Below are 16,285 nucleotides of genomic sequence, written 5' to 3'. Positions count from 1 at the left end.
CAAACACTTTAGTATTGAGCTATTATACCACTCAAAAATATTAACATCTTTCCTTGAAGGAATTAACTATGCTTAAAAAAGTGTTTTTTTGTGTGCTTTATTTTGCACTACTTTCACCGCTTACCTCTGTAGTTGCTGAAGAGGAAGAAGGGCAGCAAGCTCCTGATTACCAATATTTTGCATTAAGCCCAGATATTATTACTAATTATATTAAACCCGGAAAACGTTTAGGTTACGTACGCTTACGTGTTGATTTGATGGTTAAATCGAGCAGCGCTTATGAGCAGGTAGAAATGAATGCACCATTAATTCGGGATCGCATTATTACTATTTTTGGCGAACAAAATGAAAGCCAAATAAAATCTAATACCGAACGTGACGCGATCAGACAACGTTGTTTAACAGAGGTAAACGATGTGTTGTTTGAATTTATTGGTACAAGACCCGTTGAAAACCTACTCTTTACTAAATATTTAGATCAATAAATTCACTGTCTAATCTAACATTTCCTTTAGCCGTGTGTTTATAGTTTTAGTTTATGACAAACAGCGGCCAATATAAGTCCTGCGAATAGACCTATTAAGTGTGCATAATTTGCAACATTAGCGGGTAATAAGTCCACAAAGCCTAAGATTAACCAGCCTATTAAAAAAACAAACATACTGTTTGGTAAATGTACCTGACTTTGTTTGTTTAATTGTCCAGTTAACCAACAGTAACCTACTAGCCCATAAACCACACCACTTAAGCCTCCAAAGTAAGGTCCAACTAAAAAGAATTGAGCCAAATTTGATGCAATGGCTGAAAACAAAAATAATAAAATTAAACGTTGTTTACCCTGTTGTTTTTCTATTAAGCCAGCGAGTTGCCACCACCATAATAAATTGAACACTATGTGCAATAGACTGAAGTGTAAAAAAGCTGGGGTAATAAATCGCCAGCTTTCAATATAGTCAAAAGGCTGTTGTCTGAAGAAGGCAAAAAGAGAGTTCATTGGATTAAAAACATTAAACGCAGTAAGCGCATAGATAATTATACAGGTTATAAAAATACCATGAGTGAATAGTCCACCATGACTTTTGAAGTTGGATAACAAGCTAGCATTGGCATAAGCTAACTGTGATGATGCGGGTTCGGTTTTACCGGTTTTCCAACTTGCTGATAAGTATTTGCTTTGATTTGGGTTATCCAAAAATAATGCAAGTTCAAGTTTTGCTTGTGCTAATTGATTTTCATTTTTAATCATTATTGGATATTGGAATTCACTTTGTTCAATAATATTCGTAATATTTTGGCTGCTTAAAAAATCAGAAAATGCCTGCGCAATGCGTAAATGCTCAAAACGGTGTAACTCAATCATAATAAGTCCTCTAAAATCCAAGCTTTTAGCATAACGGATATAACAGACTGGATCGAATGAATTAAGTAAGGATTTTTTGTTAGTTTATTTTGTGATTTTTTATTGATTTAATGACAGAACAAGCTAAATTGAATGATACCCCTAATAAAAAAAGGATAATATGATGAAGAAAAAATATACGCGTGGTTTACTTCTTGCTGCATCATTGTTTTTATTACCGGCCAGTTTTCAATCTGTGTTAGCTGCCGATCTTAATAGTAAGGTGTCATCTAGTCTTGATAAGAGTAGTGCAGTAACTCAAAAAGCAAAAACAACGGTTGCTAGTGAAAAGAAAAAAGTAACTTCAACCACTGCTGCTGTTGGTAAGATATCAAAAATAGATCTTAATAGTGCCAGTGTTGAACAATTAACAACGCTTAATGGAGTAGGTGATAAAACAGCACAAGCCATTGTTGATTACCGTAAAAAAAATGGAGATTTCACTAATTTAAAAGATTTAGTCAATGTTAAAGGTATTGGTGTAGCAACATTAAAAAAAGTTATTCCTTATCTAAGTCTATAGATCCTCAATTAATAACTCCTCTATTTATCACTCATCGATAAGGTATAAATTGTAACAAGGGTGTTACGATTTATACCTTTTATCATTCAAGATGGTAAAGTTAACAGGTAGCTTTATGCTGATAAAGCACCTTGAAATCAGATTAACCCCTTTCGTTTTATTTTTAATGACTTTAGTAGTAGGTAGTTTATGACAATTTTAGTGACCGGCGGTGCAGGTTATATTGGCTCACATACCGTGGTTGAGCTGTTAGAGAAAGATCAACAAGTTATTATTGTAGATAACTTATGTAATTCTTCGCAAGAATCATTGAATCGAGTTGAAAAAATTACAGGTAAGGTACCTGTATTTTATCAAGGGGATATCTTAGATAAAGATTTTTTGGATGATGTATTCCGTCAACATACAATTGATTCTGTTATTCATTTCGCAGGCTTGAAAGCAGTAGGGGAGTCAGTCGCAAAACCTATTTCTTATTATCAAACTAATGTACAGGGTACTTTGACTTTATTAGACGCAATGAAGGATGCAGGTGTATTTAAATTAGTGTTTAGCTCTTCAGCAACCGTTTATGGTGATCCTGCTTCTTTACCGATCAGAGAAGACTTTCGAGTGGGTGGAACAACTAATCCATACGGTACGTCAAAGTTAATGGTTGAAATGGTATTAGCAGACGTTGCCAAATCAGATCCTCGCTGGGCGTTTGTTATTTTACGTTACTTTAATCCTGTTGGTGCTCACCTATCTGGTTTAATAGGTGAAGATCCGAATGGAATCCCAAACAATCTATTACCTTATATTTCACAGGTTGGGGTAGGGAAACTGAAAGCCTTGGCTGTATTTGGTGATGATTATGACACGCTGGATGGGACAGGTGTTCGTGATTATATTCATGTTGTAGACTTAGCGTTGGGGCACTTAAAAGCATTGCATCGGATACAAAGTGACACAGGTGCATTCATTTATAATCTAGGTACTGGCAATGGCTATTCTGTATTTGATATGATCAACGCGTTTGAAGCAGCTAGCGGTAAGACTATTCCATACAATGTTTCACCACGTCGTGAAGGCGATATTGCAGCCTGTTATGCTGCGCCTGAAAAAGCATTAGCAGAGTTAAACTGGCAAGCTGAACGTGGCTTAGATGAGATGATGCAAGATACTTGGCGTTGGCAGTCAAATAACCCTAATGGATACAAAACATAATTATCTATAATTATTTATAACTTATTTATAGCTATGTTTAGCGTTTATATTTTATAGCTGTGATGTTTTAAAATGTAAACGCATTAACAAAATAAGCTACTTAATGCTAATTTGAAGATGCATATTTAATTGAGTCATGGCTATTAAAAACTATGCACTTTGTATCTTATTACAGCTCACTAATACTTTGTTTTTCCCGCTTTTTTTCGCTTCTGATAAACATTGCTCTACTCGGTTAATTAATGCACTGCTTTTCACTTCATTTTGGTAAGTTGCTACACCAATACTGACAGTGATATTAATAATGTCTTTGTTATATTCAACACATAATAACTCACTTTTAGCACGGATCATCTCAGCGACTTGCTTAGCAATGACGTCATTACTGTTGTTTAATAATATAATAAACTCCTCTCCGCCCCAGCGCGCAACGGTATCGGTTTTACGGATACAGTCGGTCAGCTTATTAGCAAGCTTTTTGAGGACTACATCACCCCCTGTCTGGGTATGTTGTTCATTAATAAGTTTAAAATTGTCGATATTAATTAATAAAATAGAGAAGGATTCTTTTTCTACACGTTGGGTAACAAGTACATTAGAGAGTAGCTCATTAAAATGGCGTCGCGTGTATAAGTTGGTTAATTCGTCAGTCTCTGATAACTGTTTTAATTTAGAGCTTTGATCGCTATTTTGTATTATCCAAGTGTTAATACCTATAGACACTAATATAAAGCCGATCATTTGTGCTATATCTTTGAATAAGACTTTTAACAACCAAGGTTGAGTAAATATTTCATCGAGGGTTGTTGTTAGTAGAGTCACAAAAAGAAAGAAAAATCCGCTCATTAAGTATTTGTGTACGTCACGATTATGCTTAACTTTATTTAATTGAATCAATAATAAGAATAGCGTAATAGCAATAACAGATTTAAAGAATATGTCATAAAAGTCTATTTTATAAACAGTAGGAAACATCCACGCTTGTAAGGCTATATATGCGATAACAAAAAAATACAGTGGATTGAGGGCTTTATTTTTTATCAATTAATTTTTATCTCTTATGATTATATAATGATCTAGTTTAGTTAATATTGATGATAAATAAATATTTTTGTATAACCTACTATAATTGTGTTTTTTAGTAAATAAATGAAGGTGTTAATCGCAGGAATTATGTAATTTCATTATTAGTCCTTTATTTCTGCCCACTATCTCTTTATCATTAACGATCCGTTTTTTAGATGGTTTTTTCCGATGCCTAAAGTGACTCAGCAAGATATATCAACAAGTTTTGGTCGTAATATTATTGACCGAGGTACCCTCTATTTTAAAGAAAGTCGTGTATTAGCGTGCAATTACGATGAATCGAGTAATTCACTTGTTGGATTGGTCAAAGGGACCAATGACACGCCTTATAAGACTAAAGCATCCATTAAACCGTCTAATAAAGGCGGTTATATTATTCACAGCACTTGTTCTTGCCCAGTTGGGTGGAATTGTAAGCATGCTGTTGCTTTACTGTTAGCTTACCAAGCAGATACGCCGAATTATAATATCGAAAACAGCTATCAAACTTGGTATGAAATGTTAAACGGTAAAGTAGGGCAACCAGAAAAAGTACGTGCCTCTGCTTATCAAGGATACTTCCGCTTTTCGTTTGATAAAAAAGTCCTCAATCATGAACACCGTTATATCAAAGTTGAATATGGCAGCGTGCGTTTTTTGAAAAGTGAAAATTCTCATGTTTTTAGTGAAAAAGACTTAGTGTCTGTTGCTGACAACGAAAGCTGGATGGAAAGCTTTAAATGGGTAGAGGATGAAGATGTTGAAATCTTACGTTTATTACTCACTAAAGAAGGACGAGCGACTAAGTTAGGTAAAACCTATATCAAAACTGAGCTCGACTTATTGGCTTTACAAAAAATATTAGAAACTGGTCGATGCTTCTGGGAGCACCTTGACCAAAAAATAACATTATCAGCTTCTCGTCAGGTAACGCTGGAATGGTTATCGGTAGAAGATGGCTTGAAACAGTTAATGGTCAACCTTGAAGGTAGTGAAAACTGGCTGTTGATCCCAACACCTAAACCTTATTTTTATGACCTTGATAGTCACCAATTTGGCCTGCTTGATACCCACTTTAATCGTGATTGGTTACTTTCCCTGTTACAAACTCCACCATTAGGTGAAGAACAGTGTGCGCACTTTACTCAAGAAGTATCACTGGGTTTTGCACAAGATGTATTGCCTAACCCGCAGCATTACGACATTCAGCATATTGATGAGACCTTACAGGTTATCTTTAAATTAGATGTACAACAGATTAAAGGACAAAGTCTATTTTTAGGGCGTTTGTATTTTAAATATGGCGTATTGTTATTAACACCAAGCATCTTAGAAGATAAACAACGTAATCAATATATGCACAAAGGGCAAATTGTCAGTGTTACAAGAGATATTGACGCAGAGTTAGCTGCTTTAAATGAATTTAATGAATTATGTTTGCTTGATGTGTATATGTATGACCCTAAATATGCGGTTAGTAAGGATACCCAAGGTATTTTGCCACCTGAATTAGGAGGCTCTCAAGAGTTTCAGTGGTTATCACTATTAACAGCACATAAAGCTCGCTTAGAAGTCTTAGGCTGGCAGTTTGATATTGCTAAGGACTTAGCATTACAAAGTCAGCAAGTTGATAGCATCGATATTGATATTGATGAAAAAGGTAACTGGTTTGACTTAGGTGTTTCCATTGAAGTGGAAGGCAAGCGTATTGAACTATTACCGTTGTTATTAGAGTGGTTGCGCAGTAACGAAGACTGGCAGCAGAATGATTACGATATATTATTAGCGCAAGGTAATGGTCGTCCACTGCGTGTTAAACGCGAATCTATTCAACCTATTTTATCTATTTTGCAAGAGCTAGGTGAAGTTAACGATAGTAAAATAAATTTACCTCAGAATCAGGCTGCGTTATTAGCGCAACTTCCTGAAATTAATCGTTGGGTTGGTGGTGAACATGTGCAAGCGTTGGCTAAAAAATTAGCTAACTTTAGCGGCATTCAAGACGTACCTGCTCCGCAGGGACTAGTTGCCGACTTACGAGACTACCAGAAGGAAGGTTTAAACTGGCTTATGTTCTTGAATGAATATGGGTTTTCTGGTGTGTTAGCCGATGATATGGGCTTAGGTAAAACGGTACAAACGTTAGCTTACTTATTATACAAAAAACAACAACAGTTGTTGTCGTTACCTGCGATGGTGATTTGTCCTACTTCCTTAGTCGGTAACTGGTTAAATGAAGCGACTAAATTCACTCCAGATTTGAAAGTATTAGTCTTGCATGGTGTTAGTCGTCATCAATTCTTTAAAGATATAAATAACTATGATTTAGTGATCACTACTTATCCTCTGATTGCTCGTGATTTTAAAGAGTTTGCTGAATTTTCATTCTCTGATCTTATCTTGGATGAAGCGCAAACCATTAAAAATCCACTTGCTAAAATGACTAAGAGTATTAAACAAATTGATGCTAAACAGCGCCTGTGTTTAACGGGTACGCCAATGGAAAATCATCTTGGCGAATTATGGTCTTTGTTTGATTTCTTGATGCCTGGTTTCTTAGGTTCATACAGCACCTTTAATCGAGTATACCGTAAAGGTATTGAAGGTGAGGGTAATCATCAAATTCAGCAATGGTTAATTCAAAAAACTAGACCTTTCTTATTGCGACGCACCAAGGATGAGGTGGCTAAAGAGTTACCTGCTAAAACAGAAATCATTCATACAATTGCACTACAAAACGATCAACGTACTCTGTATGAAAGCATTCGTATCACGATGGAAGCAAAAGTACGTGATTTACTGCGTGAAAAAGGTATGGCAAGAAGCCGTATTGAATTTTTAGATGCACTATTGAAATTACGTCAGGCTTGTTGTGATCCTCGTTTAGTAAAATTAGAGCATGCTCAGCAAATAAAAAGTTCAGCTAAGTTAGATTTCTTAATGGAAATTGTGCCAGAAATGGTAGAAGAGGGCAGACGTATTCTTATCTTCTCACAATTTGCACAAATGTTAGGCTTGATTGAAGAAGCCTTGCAGGAAACCGGTATTGATTTTGTTAAATTAACAGGGCAAACCCGTAACCGTAGTGAAATTATCGAGAAGTTCCAAGGTGGTGATGTGCCAGTCTTCCTGATCTCCTTGAAAGCTGGTGGTGTTGGCCTTAACTTAACCGCTGCTGATACGGTTATTCATTATGACCCATGGTGGAACCCTGCGGTAGAAAACCAAGCCACTGACCGAGCATATCGTATTGGCCAAGATAAGCCTGTGTTTGTGTATAAACTGATTTGTGAGCAAACAGTTGAGGAGCGTGTGTTAGCGTTGCAATCTCGTAAGCAGAAGCTTGCTGATAGTGTGTACGGTAAGGAGCAAGAAGAAAACTTTGCGCCGGATAATAGCGATGCGTTATTAAAACTATTTGAGCGTTATTAGATGCACGTAGATGAACAATTATTAGCGCCGATAAAAGAATTCCTTCATACGCAGACACCACAAGCTTGGATAGATAAAGCAAAACTGGTGGAGAATCAATCTGCGCTATTAATTGATCATATGATTTGCGAGTTAAAAGCTGCGCAGACGGCGATGTTATTGATTCGCCGTTATGCGGTAGACAAACAAAGCGGTGATGCTCTGATGGCTTGGCTGACCCCTTATAATGATTTTGTATATCGTAAACAAGGTGATTGGAAAGCATTAGCCAACAATAGTTTATCTAAAAAAATTGTCGCAAAAGGTAATACGCCTTATGGACAGGATTTAATTGATAAAATGATCTTGTTGATCAAAGAAGAGTTACATCATTTCTATCAAGTAGTGGAGATAATGCACGCACGCGATATTACTTTTGGTTTTATTGGCTCAAGTCGTTATGCCAAAGAGTTATTAAGCCATGTCACAACACATGAACCTAATATGCTGATTGATAAACTTATCTGCAGTGCATATATTGAAGCCAGATCCTGCGAGCGGTTTGCTAAAATAGCACCTCACTTAGACCCTATCTTAAATAAATTCTATGTTTCTTTACTTCGTTCGGAAGCACGTCATTATCAAGATTATTTAGTATTAGCAGAGCAAATAGCGGGGAAAGATATTAGTGATCGAATTGAATATTTTGGCCAGCTAGAAGGGCAGTTAATTACCTCGCCAGATGAAGACTTTAGATTTCATAGTGGCTGCCCGGTTGATGCAACTATTTAGTTCTATTAAAAAATGATTCATGTTGTTAGTTTCCATGAATCATTTAATGTTCATTGATAAGCATTTCAGTGAGTATTTAAGTATTTATCCTTAGTGATCAATACTAATATTTGATAAGGGTATACAGCTACAGGCTAATATATAACCTGCTTCTATTTCTTCTTTAAATAAACCTTGGTCATTTAATACATCAACTTCCCCGGATAATAATTTTGTTTTGCAACGTCCACATTTGCCACCTCTGCACGAATAGGGAATATTAATTCCAGCCTGTTCTGCTTGATTTAATAGCAACTGCTGATTATCACCTGTGACTTCTAAGCCGGTATTTGCAAAGTTTATCTGTAGTGCTTTTTTATTACTTTCTTCAGTTGCTAACATCGACTCATAAATTGGCGCTTGCTGTGAAGCTATAACTTGAACTTGATCTCCACTGCGAATAATTCCTTGGTTTAAAGGAATTAAGTTTTGGCCAAAGTCGATGTTACCTTGGTGGAACCTGTATTGTGATAATGTTTTAAGAGGTTGTTCAAGGTCTGCTTTGCCAGTTTTAGGATCTACATTAGTAAAAATACAGCGGGAGCAGGGTTTACTTACCTCAAACTCTACTTCTCCAATTTTAATACGAGACCAGCTATCTTCAACGAAGGCACTATCTCCCTTGATTAATATATTAGGGCGAAAATGCAATGCACTGACTGGGTTATCAAGCAGTGTATTAAGTTGCTCGACGGAGGCTTGATTAATGAGTAATAGCGGGTAACCGTCAGCAAAACCAACCTGTGTTTGCTTGTTTTTAACACAGCGTACACTGCTATCAGCAAAGTAAACAAGCTGACACGGTTGTTTCAAAAAATTTGAAAACCATTGATCATAATCGCTATGACAGTGTTGCGCTTGTACTGTATCTGCCCAAATCTCAACCGCTAATGATTGCTCCGAAAACTGCTCCTGTTGAATATAGAAACTAGGTTGATCGGGTGCGCTAACAAATAAGCCTTTTTTAGAAAATTCAATACTGATTTGCGTTAATTGAGGATGTGTTCGACCTGTAATAAACTGTCCTTGCATGTCAACTAACATGTAGCGCCGATCATTTTCTAAACCTTTTTCTTCCACTAATGCTTGCGGTAATTGAATGCCCTTAGTGGACTTGATCGGGTAGATATAAATGTCAGTTAAGCTTTGCAAGATGAACTCCAAACTTTATTGTGTGCGTCGAATTAAATATTTTTGATAGTCAGGGATACGTGTTGTATAAATTTTATCCATATAATATGAGTCAATGATAAAATCTGCGGTTGATATATTAGTTGCCATTGGAATGTTCCATACCGCCGCCAAACGTAATAATGCTTTTACATCTGGTTCGTGGGGGACTGAACTCATTGGATCCCAAAAGAAAATAAGTAAGTCAATTTTACCTTCCGCAAGCTTAGCACCTAACTGCTGATCCCCACCCATTGGTCCTGATAAAAGACATTCAATAGGTAAGCCTGTTTGTTTTGCCAACAAAGTGCCCGTCGTGCCAGTAGAGAATATATGATGTTGTTTTAATTGTTCTGCGCGTTTAGCAACCCATTTAATTAGCTGATATTTCATATCATCATGTGCAACTAAAGCTATTTGCTTTGAAGCGGGAATATTGCGGGTAGTATAATCCATTATTTGCCCTTTTAAAGAGTAACACTAATCACCCTAAAGGGTGATTTAATATCATCTAGAAAATGAGGGAATTGCGCAACACCAAATACAAGGTGTTGATCAAATCCACCATATTATTGATTTATAACCAGTTAGGTTAATTTAAAATTTACTATCAGTATTGTCCTTATGCAGGGTAATGCTTATCACCAAACATCATTTTATACATTAACCAGATAGCTAGAATTAAAGTAATAGTGATGGAGATGAAATTTGATCCTAGTTCTGGGTGTAATGCTCCAATAAAAGCTGCGTAGGAGAATAAACCAATAAAAAAGGCTGCCCATGCCGGACGAACACTGGCTTCATTATCTGCTTCACTAATATACAGCTGGTAAAAGCGGCTCGTTGCAAAGTACAGCGTAAAAAATGGAAACAGTGAAAATGTTATTTGTGAGATTGTTAAAATAGAAAAACATGCGTTAATGGACAACCCTATTAAAAAAGCATGAATTAACCATTTTACTGAGATATTACTATCTTGCATTACACTAACTCCTATCTATTAATTTAAATTTAAAACCTAAAAATAACATGAACTAACCTCTATTTCTCCTTTTTTGTAACGATGTGAGAAGTTAAAGATATTTTCATATTTATAATGTATGTTTAATACCCTTAGAGAGCACGCTTTGTTACAGGAATGTGTGACAAATACTGTTAGATTGTTAATATTACTATTATTTATCACTGAAGGTTGAGTCATGTCTACACCAAAAAATCCAAAAAAAGCACCTGTAAGTTATGATTATGATGCAATTGTTATTGGCACCGGACCAGGCGGAGAAGGCTCAGCGATGAAGCTTGCTAAAGCTGGTAAACGTGTCGCTGTGATTGAAAAATATCGTGATATAGGTGGGGGGTGTACACACTGGGGAACCATACCATCAAAAGCACTTCGCCATAGTGTTACACAGCTGATTGAGCTTAAAAATAACGCCTTATTTACAAATAATTATCCTCAAAAACAGTCATTTACTTTTGCTGATGTATTACGCCATACGGAACAAGTGATCAGTAAACAAGTTAAAATGCGCAGTAGTTTCTATAATCGTAATAATTGCACTTTACATTTTGGTGAAGCATCTTTTATTGATAATCATTCGATTCGAATTAAAAGTGCAGATGGCTCCGTAGAAACGATCACAGCACAAGATATTATTATCGCGACTGGATCTCGACCATATCATCCTGTTGATATCGACTTTAATTCTCCGAATGTTTATGACAGTGACACAATTCTTTCTCTAGATTATCAACCACAACATATTGTCATTTATGGCGCAGGTGTTATTGGCTGTGAATATGCTTCTATTTTTAGAGGGTTGGGTGTTAAAACTGACTTGGTTAACACTCGGGATAGGTTGTTATCATTTTTAGATGCTGAAATGTCAGATGCATTGTCTTATCACTTCAGAAACTCTGGCATGATTTTACGTCATGATGAGGAATACCAAAAAGTTGAACATTCTTCAGAAGGGGTAGTTATTCATTTTAAATCAGGTAAAAAAATGAAGGCAGACTGCTTACTCTATGCAAATGGGCGTACAGGTAATACTGACCTATTAAACTTAGAAGCAATTGGTTTAAAACCAGATGGTCGTGGGCAACTAGCTATTAATGAAAACTATCAAACATCTGTGGATAATATTTATGCTGTAGGTGATGTTATTGGTTACCCTAGTTTAGCCAGTGCAGCTTATGATCAAGGTCGAATAGCGGCTAATTTAATTATTACCCGTGAAGGAAAAAGAAAACTGATCAAAGATATTCCTACTGGTATTTATACTATTCCTGAAATCAGTTCAGTGGGTAAAACAGAACAAATTTTGACGCAACAAAAAGTGCCTTATGAAGTAGGGCGCGCACAATTCAAAGATTTAGCCCGCTCTCAGATTCTTGGTTCAGATGTGGGTAGTTTGAAGATCCTATTTCATCGCGATACTAAAGAAATATTAGGTATTCATTGTTTTGGTGAGCGAGCTGCAGAGATTATTCATATCGGTCAAGCTATTATGGAGCAAGAAGGCCCTGGTAATACGATTGAATATTTTGCTAATACGACGTTCAATTATCCAACCATGGCTGAAGCGTATCGAGTTGCAGCATTAAACGGTTTGAATCGATTGTTTTAAAAGGGAATGAAAAGCGTGAGTAGTTATATTTTACTACTCACGAATTAGTACTTTTTTGAAACTATATATGGTGATTAAGTCAACGATGGTTTTTCATCACTAGCAATAATGCACTAATGCTACGCGCTTCTTGAAAATCATCCCGTGCTAATAATTCATCTGCTTTGGCGATTGGCCATTTTATCACTTCTAAAGGCTCAGGCTCATCACCAGGTAAACTTTCAGGATATAAATTTTCAGCCATAAATAAAGTCATCGTACTACTAAAGTAGCTAGGAGCCATCACTACTTTTTTCAATGCAGTGAAATTTTTAGCCCCAAAGCCGACCTCTTCTTTTAATTCTCTATTCGCAGCTTCTAGATCGCTTTCGCCTGGGTCAATCAAGCCTTTTGGGAAACCTAGCTCGTAGCTATGTGTTCCAGCCGCATATTCTCGTATTAACAGCAAGGTATCTTTATCATAAAAAGGCACCACTAATACGGCTCCTTGATTACCTCCCTTCATACGTTCGAACTCACGCTGTTCACCATTACTAAATTTGAGCTGTAATGTTTCTATCTTGAAAAATCGACTACAAGCGACAACACTTTTATGTAATATTTCAGGTAAGGTTGGTAAAGAATTGCTCATAGAGACCCCATGACTATCATTAGTTAATATAAATGTTATCTTACAATGCTTATCTTATTTACGATACTGTATTCATTTAATCTATTTTACTTTGAGTACACTGCATTAGGAATAATATGTTTTTAGAGAAAGATGTAGATTTAGTCTTACTAGACATGGATGGTACATTATTAGATTTACATTATGACTCTCACTTTTGGCTAGAGTTTGTACCCAGCCAATATGCATTATTGCATCGTTTATCTATTGAACAAGCCACTACTTATGTTTTTGACCAATACAAAGCCGTGTGGGGAACGTTATCTTGGTACAGCTATGATTATTGGACTGAAACCTTAGGCTTGGATATCCATCATTTACAACATGCTAATAAGCATAAGATTCAATGGCGAGAAGATACGCTTTGGTTTTTGAAAAAGTTAAAAAAATTAGGTAAGAAAATTGTTATCTTAACCAATGCTCATCCAAGTGGTATTGCGCTGAAAGATCAACAAACGCAACTGTTATCTCATGTTGACCTCGCTATTTCTAGCCATGAAATCGGCCATGAAAAAGAAAGTGCATTTTTTTGGGAAGCAGTAAAGAAGCAACTCAATACAGACTTTTCTCGCTCCATTTTTATTGATGATAGCGAGAAAATTTTAGTTGCTGCTCAGTCTGCTGGTGTTGAATATCTAGTCGGTATTAACAAACCGGATAGTGAAAAGCCCGCACAAGCGATGCAAAGCTTTTCAACTATTACTGAATTTCAGGAGTTTTTTCAACCTCACTATCAGCTATTAAAATAGCTCTTCATCATATCCTTCTGTTGAAGAGTCACTACTTTGATTGTAATTACTTTGCTCAGGTGCATAGTAAATAGGCACTGTGCCTGATTTAAAGTATTCAATCAGTGTTGTGTGATCAGTGACCGTCGATAGGAACCCTGTTGCTCTATCTATTCGCGCGTTAACAATATTATCTGGTCGTGGAGGTGAAAAAGTTGGCTCTCCTGCCATGGTTTCAACCATAAATGCATTCCAGGCTGGCAAGGCAGTGCTTGATCCATACTCACCGCCTGAAGATTGACTTTTACCTAAGTTGCTATTGTAAGCTGCACGACCTAATTCACGATTAAAGTCATCGAAACCAACCCATGAAGTGGCAACACTATTACCAACAAAACCAGAGAACCAAGCATCTTTGGAGTCATTGGTGGTACCTGTTTTGCCGCCCATATCTTGGCGCTTAACTGCTTTTCCTGCTCGTGCCCCGGTGCCATTCCAACGAGTCTTATGCGCCCAGTCGCCACCACCCCAAACTGCGGTACGCAATAGTTCACGGGTTAAAAATGCAGTAGCAGGAGAGATCGCTGAAGGTGCTATTTGTGTTTCATCGACTGCCGCAATAACACACACCTTAGCATCACCGTCTATCATTGTTTCAATCGCTAAGGGATCTGTTTTTTCTGCTTTACCTTGGTATGTTTTAATGCATTCTGGACAAACAATTTTAGGTTCTGCTTGGTATAAAACAGTGCCGTATGCATCTTCAATACGTTCAATCACATAAGGTTCAATTTTGTATCCGCCATTGGCAATGATTGCATAACCTGTAGCTAGGTCTAGCGGAGTTATCGATGCTGACCCCAGTGCAATAGAGTTACTTCTTGGCATGTCTTCTGGTTTAAAGCCAAATTTAGTGAGTTGATCAATAACTTTATCAATACCTAAGTCTTGTACTAATCGAACTGATACAACGTTTTTTGATTGTCCTAATGCTCGACGCAATCTAATGGGGCCTAAATAAATATTTGGTGAGTTTTTTGGGCGCCAAGCTTCATTTCCACTCCATTCATTAATTGGTGTATCATTTACTAACGTCGCTAAGGTGTATCCATTATCAAGGGCGGCAGAGTAAATAAATGGTTTGATATTAGAACCAACCTGACGTTTAGCCTGAAGCGCACGATTAAATTTACTTTGTGCAAAACTAAAACCGCCGACTAGTGATGTAATTGCTCCATCTTGAGGGTTTAGCGAAACAAAGGCTGCACTCACTGCAGGGTATTGTGATAGTTGTAATTGTTTCACGGAAGTCGTTTGTTTTTTGTCTTTGAGTTCAATATCGACTTCTCGAGTCAAAATTTGCTCACCTACGCTGACAATGTCTTTTGCTTTTTTGGGAGGATTACCCTGTCTTGAATCGGATCTAAATGAGCGTGCCCAACTTAAACCGTCCCAATCAATGGTTGATACTTTTTCCTTATCACCTTTGATGATGACATCAATACTTTTGTCATTAACAGCAACGACTACCGCTGGTTTTAAATCAACATCGCTGGCTTCTTGTGCTAGTGCTTCCTCTATCTTTTCTGTTGTCCACGGAGTTTCATCTTCAGTCCATAACACCTTAGTTGCACCACGGTAACCATGGCGCATGTCGTAATTATGCAGATTTTCTATGACTGCTTTATTTGCGGCTTGCTGTGTTTTTTTAGTGATCGTGGTGTATACATTGAAGCCTTCGTTATAGCTTCGCTCTTCTCCGTATAACTCAATTAATTTATTACGTGCAATTTCAGCAACGTAGTGTGCTGATAGCGTAATTTCTGCACCATGGTAGCGGCTTAAAACAACTTCATCACGTGCACTTTGATACTCTTCTTGAGTAATATAGTTTTCATCTAACATACGCAGTAAAACAATGTTGCGACGTTCCGTTGCGTTTTCAACTGAATAGATAGGGTTTAAACGTGAAGGCGCCTTGGGAAGGCCTGCTAATACAGCCATCTCAGAAAGCGTTAATTCTGAAACTGTTTTACCAAAATAAACTTGGGCAGCTGCGCCCACACCAAATGAACGATGTCCTAATGCTATCTTATTGAGATATAGCATTAAAATTTCATCTTTGGTTAATATTTGTTCTATCTGTATGGCAAGGAATATTTCACGGACTTTACGCAAAATAGTTTTTTCATTGGTTAAGAAAAAGTTTCGTGCCACTTGCTGGGTGATTGTACTCGCCCCCTGCTTTGCGCTGCCAGATAATATATAAACACTAGCTGCACGCATGATACCAATCGGATCCATACCAATATGTTGATAAAAACGACTATCTTCGGTGGCAATAAAGGCATTAACAAGTTGATCTGGTATCTCTTTACGTATTAACGGGATACGTCTTTTCTCACCAAATTGAGAGATCAGTTCACCGTCTTTGCTGAGTACTTTCATTGGTACTTGCAAAGGGATTTCTTGAATACTTGTTACATCTGGTAAATCTGCTTTTAGTTGGAAGTAGATAAATGTTATCGCAGCAACACCTATAACACCCAAGAAAATAGCTACTATGAAAAGTCGCTTTATCCATTTCATCATATTCGAATCATTCCATCTATGTTGTGAGCATGTCACTTTTTTTATTTAATATTAGATATA

14 protein-coding genes are annotated in these 16,285 nt (G+C 36.9%); 7 read left to right on the top strand and 7 right to left on the bottom strand.

Annotation, left to right across the window (positions count from 1 at the left end; genetic code table 11):
- The first annotated feature begins 68 nt into the window (after window positions 1-68).
- Window positions 69-485, top strand: a complete 417-nt coding sequence (locus GQR44_RS02565) for a flagellar basal body-associated FliL family protein (RefSeq protein WP_166368900.1) — start codon at window positions 69-71, stop codon at window positions 483-485.
- 38 nt (window positions 486-523) lie between these two features.
- Here GQR44_RS02565 and glpG read toward each other — a convergent pair whose 3' ends face one another.
- Window positions 524-1,360 carry a rhomboid family intramembrane serine protease GlpG gene (gene glpG / locus GQR44_RS02560; RefSeq protein WP_166368898.1) on the bottom strand — a complete coding sequence of 279 codons (837 nt, stop codon included), beginning with the start codon at window positions 1,358-1,360 and terminating at the stop codon, window positions 524-526.
- A 163-nt stretch (window positions 1,361-1,523) separates the two neighbouring features.
- Between glpG and GQR44_RS19950 the strand changes: the two genes are divergently transcribed.
- Window positions 1,524-1,922, top strand: a complete 399-nt coding sequence (locus GQR44_RS19950) for a helix-hairpin-helix domain-containing protein (protein WP_166368896.1) — start codon at window positions 1,524-1,526, stop codon at window positions 1,920-1,922.
- Window positions 1,923-2,111: 189 nt separating this feature from the next.
- Complete coding sequence (galE, locus tag GQR44_RS02550; RefSeq protein WP_166368894.1) at window positions 2,112-3,128, top strand: UDP-glucose 4-epimerase GalE; 1,017 nt, start codon at window positions 2,112-2,114, stop codon at window positions 3,126-3,128.
- 150 nt (window positions 3,129-3,278) lie between these two features.
- Here the strand turns inward: galE and GQR44_RS02545 are convergent, their stop codons facing one another.
- Window positions 3,279-4,172: a GGDEF domain-containing protein gene (locus GQR44_RS02545; protein WP_166368892.1), complete on the bottom strand. Its 894-nt coding sequence runs from the start codon at window positions 4,170-4,172 to the stop codon at window positions 3,279-3,281.
- 210 nt (window positions 4,173-4,382) lie between these two features.
- Here GQR44_RS02545 and GQR44_RS02540 point away from each other — a divergent pair, with 210 nt between their 5' ends.
- Window positions 4,383-7,625 (top strand): DEAD/DEAH box helicase, encoded by a 3,243-nt coding sequence (locus tag GQR44_RS02540; RefSeq protein WP_166368890.1) that lies wholly within the window; start codon window positions 4,383-4,385, stop codon window positions 7,623-7,625.
- Window positions 7,626-8,396, top strand: a complete 771-nt coding sequence (gene miaE / locus GQR44_RS02535; RefSeq protein WP_166368888.1) for a tRNA isopentenyl-2-thiomethyl-A-37 hydroxylase MiaE — start codon at window positions 7,626-7,628, stop codon at window positions 8,394-8,396. It abuts the gene before it with no gap.
- Window positions 8,397-8,486: 90 nt separating this feature from the next.
- Here miaE and GQR44_RS02530 read toward each other — a convergent pair whose 3' ends face one another.
- The 3 genes from GQR44_RS02530 to GQR44_RS02520 form a co-directional block, all read right to left on the bottom strand.
- On the bottom strand, window positions 8,487-9,587 hold the full coding sequence (locus GQR44_RS02530; protein WP_166368886.1) for an MOSC N-terminal beta barrel domain-containing protein: 1,101 nt from the start codon (window positions 9,585-9,587) through the stop codon (window positions 8,487-8,489).
- Between the two features lie 15 nt (window positions 9,588-9,602).
- Window positions 9,603-10,061, bottom strand: coding sequence for a methylglyoxal synthase (locus tag GQR44_RS02525; RefSeq protein ID WP_166368884.1), 459 nt, complete (start codon window positions 10,059-10,061; stop codon window positions 9,603-9,605).
- 166 nt (window positions 10,062-10,227) lie between these two features.
- Entirely contained in the window at window positions 10,228-10,587 is a 360-nt protein-coding gene (locus GQR44_RS02520; protein ID WP_166368882.1) for a DUF1422 family protein, read from the bottom strand.
- Window positions 10,588-10,804: 217 nt separating this feature from the next.
- Between GQR44_RS02520 and sthA the strand changes: the two genes are divergently transcribed.
- Complete coding sequence (gene sthA, locus GQR44_RS02515) at window positions 10,805-12,235, top strand: Si-specific NAD(P)(+) transhydrogenase (RefSeq protein ID WP_166368880.1); 1,431 nt, start codon at window positions 10,805-10,807, stop codon at window positions 12,233-12,235.
- Between the two features lie 79 nt (window positions 12,236-12,314).
- On the opposite strand, the gene nudE is transcribed toward sthA, so the two are convergent.
- On the bottom strand, window positions 12,315-12,866 hold the full coding sequence (gene nudE, locus GQR44_RS02510; RefSeq protein WP_166368878.1) for an ADP compounds hydrolase NudE: 552 nt from the start codon (window positions 12,864-12,866) through the stop codon (window positions 12,315-12,317).
- Window positions 12,867-12,982: 116 nt separating this feature from the next.
- On the opposite strand from nudE, the gene yrfG reads away from it, so the two are divergent.
- Entirely contained in the window at window positions 12,983-13,654 is a 672-nt protein-coding gene (gene yrfG / locus GQR44_RS02505; RefSeq protein ID WP_166368876.1) for a GMP/IMP nucleotidase, read from the top strand.
- On the opposite strand, the gene GQR44_RS02500 is transcribed toward yrfG, so the two are convergent.
- On the bottom strand, window positions 13,646-16,225 hold the full coding sequence (locus GQR44_RS02500) for a PBP1A family penicillin-binding protein (protein WP_205962936.1): 2,580 nt from the start codon (window positions 16,223-16,225) through the stop codon (window positions 13,646-13,648). The genes yrfG and GQR44_RS02500 overlap by 9 nt on opposite strands.
- Between the last annotated feature and the right edge of the window lie 60 nt (window positions 16,226-16,285).

The sequence above is a fragment of the Psychromonas sp. SA13A genome (genome assembly GCF_011378715.1).
Taxonomy (GTDB): Bacteria; Pseudomonadota; Gammaproteobacteria; order Enterobacterales; family Psychromonadaceae; genus Psychromonas.
Note: the sequence above shows the minus strand (reverse complement) of the source record. Positions and strands in the feature narration are given on the sequence as shown.

Bases quoted from the DNA above. Each gene is read 5' to 3' on its own strand.
- yrfG (WP_166368876.1), top strand. From the start codon at position 12,983: ATGTTTTTAGAGAAAGATGTAGATTTAGTCTTACTAGACATGGATGGT.
- GQR44_RS02565 (WP_166368900.1), top strand. From the start codon at position 69: ATGCTTAAAAAAGTGTTTTTTTGTGTGCTTTATTTTGCACTACTTTCA.
- GQR44_RS02520 (WP_166368882.1), bottom strand. From the start codon at position 10,587: ATGCAAGATAGTAATATCTCAGTAAAATGGTTAATTCATGCTTTTTTA.
- galE (WP_166368894.1), top strand. From the start codon at position 2,112: ATGACAATTTTAGTGACCGGCGGTGCAGGTTATATTGGCTCACATACC.
- GQR44_RS19950 (WP_166368896.1), top strand. From the start codon at position 1,524: ATGAAGAAAAAATATACGCGTGGTTTACTTCTTGCTGCATCATTGTTT.
- miaE (WP_166368888.1), top strand. From the start codon at position 7,626: ATGCACGTAGATGAACAATTATTAGCGCCGATAAAAGAATTCCTTCAT.
- GQR44_RS02540 (WP_166368890.1), top strand. From the start codon at position 4,383: ATGCCTAAAGTGACTCAGCAAGATATATCAACAAGTTTTGGTCGTAAT.
- sthA (WP_166368880.1), top strand. From the start codon at position 10,805: ATGTCTACACCAAAAAATCCAAAAAAAGCACCTGTAAGTTATGATTAT.
- nudE (WP_166368878.1), bottom strand. From the start codon at position 12,866: ATGAGCAATTCTTTACCAACCTTACCTGAAATATTACATAAAAGTGTT.
- GQR44_RS02500 (WP_205962936.1), bottom strand. From the start codon at position 16,225: ATGATGAAATGGATAAAGCGACTTTTCATAGTAGCTATTTTCTTGGGT.
- GQR44_RS02525 (WP_166368884.1), bottom strand. From the start codon at position 10,061: ATGGATTATACTACCCGCAATATTCCCGCTTCAAAGCAAATAGCTTTA.
- glpG (WP_166368898.1), bottom strand. From the start codon at position 1,360: ATGATTGAGTTACACCGTTTTGAGCATTTACGCATTGCGCAGGCATTT.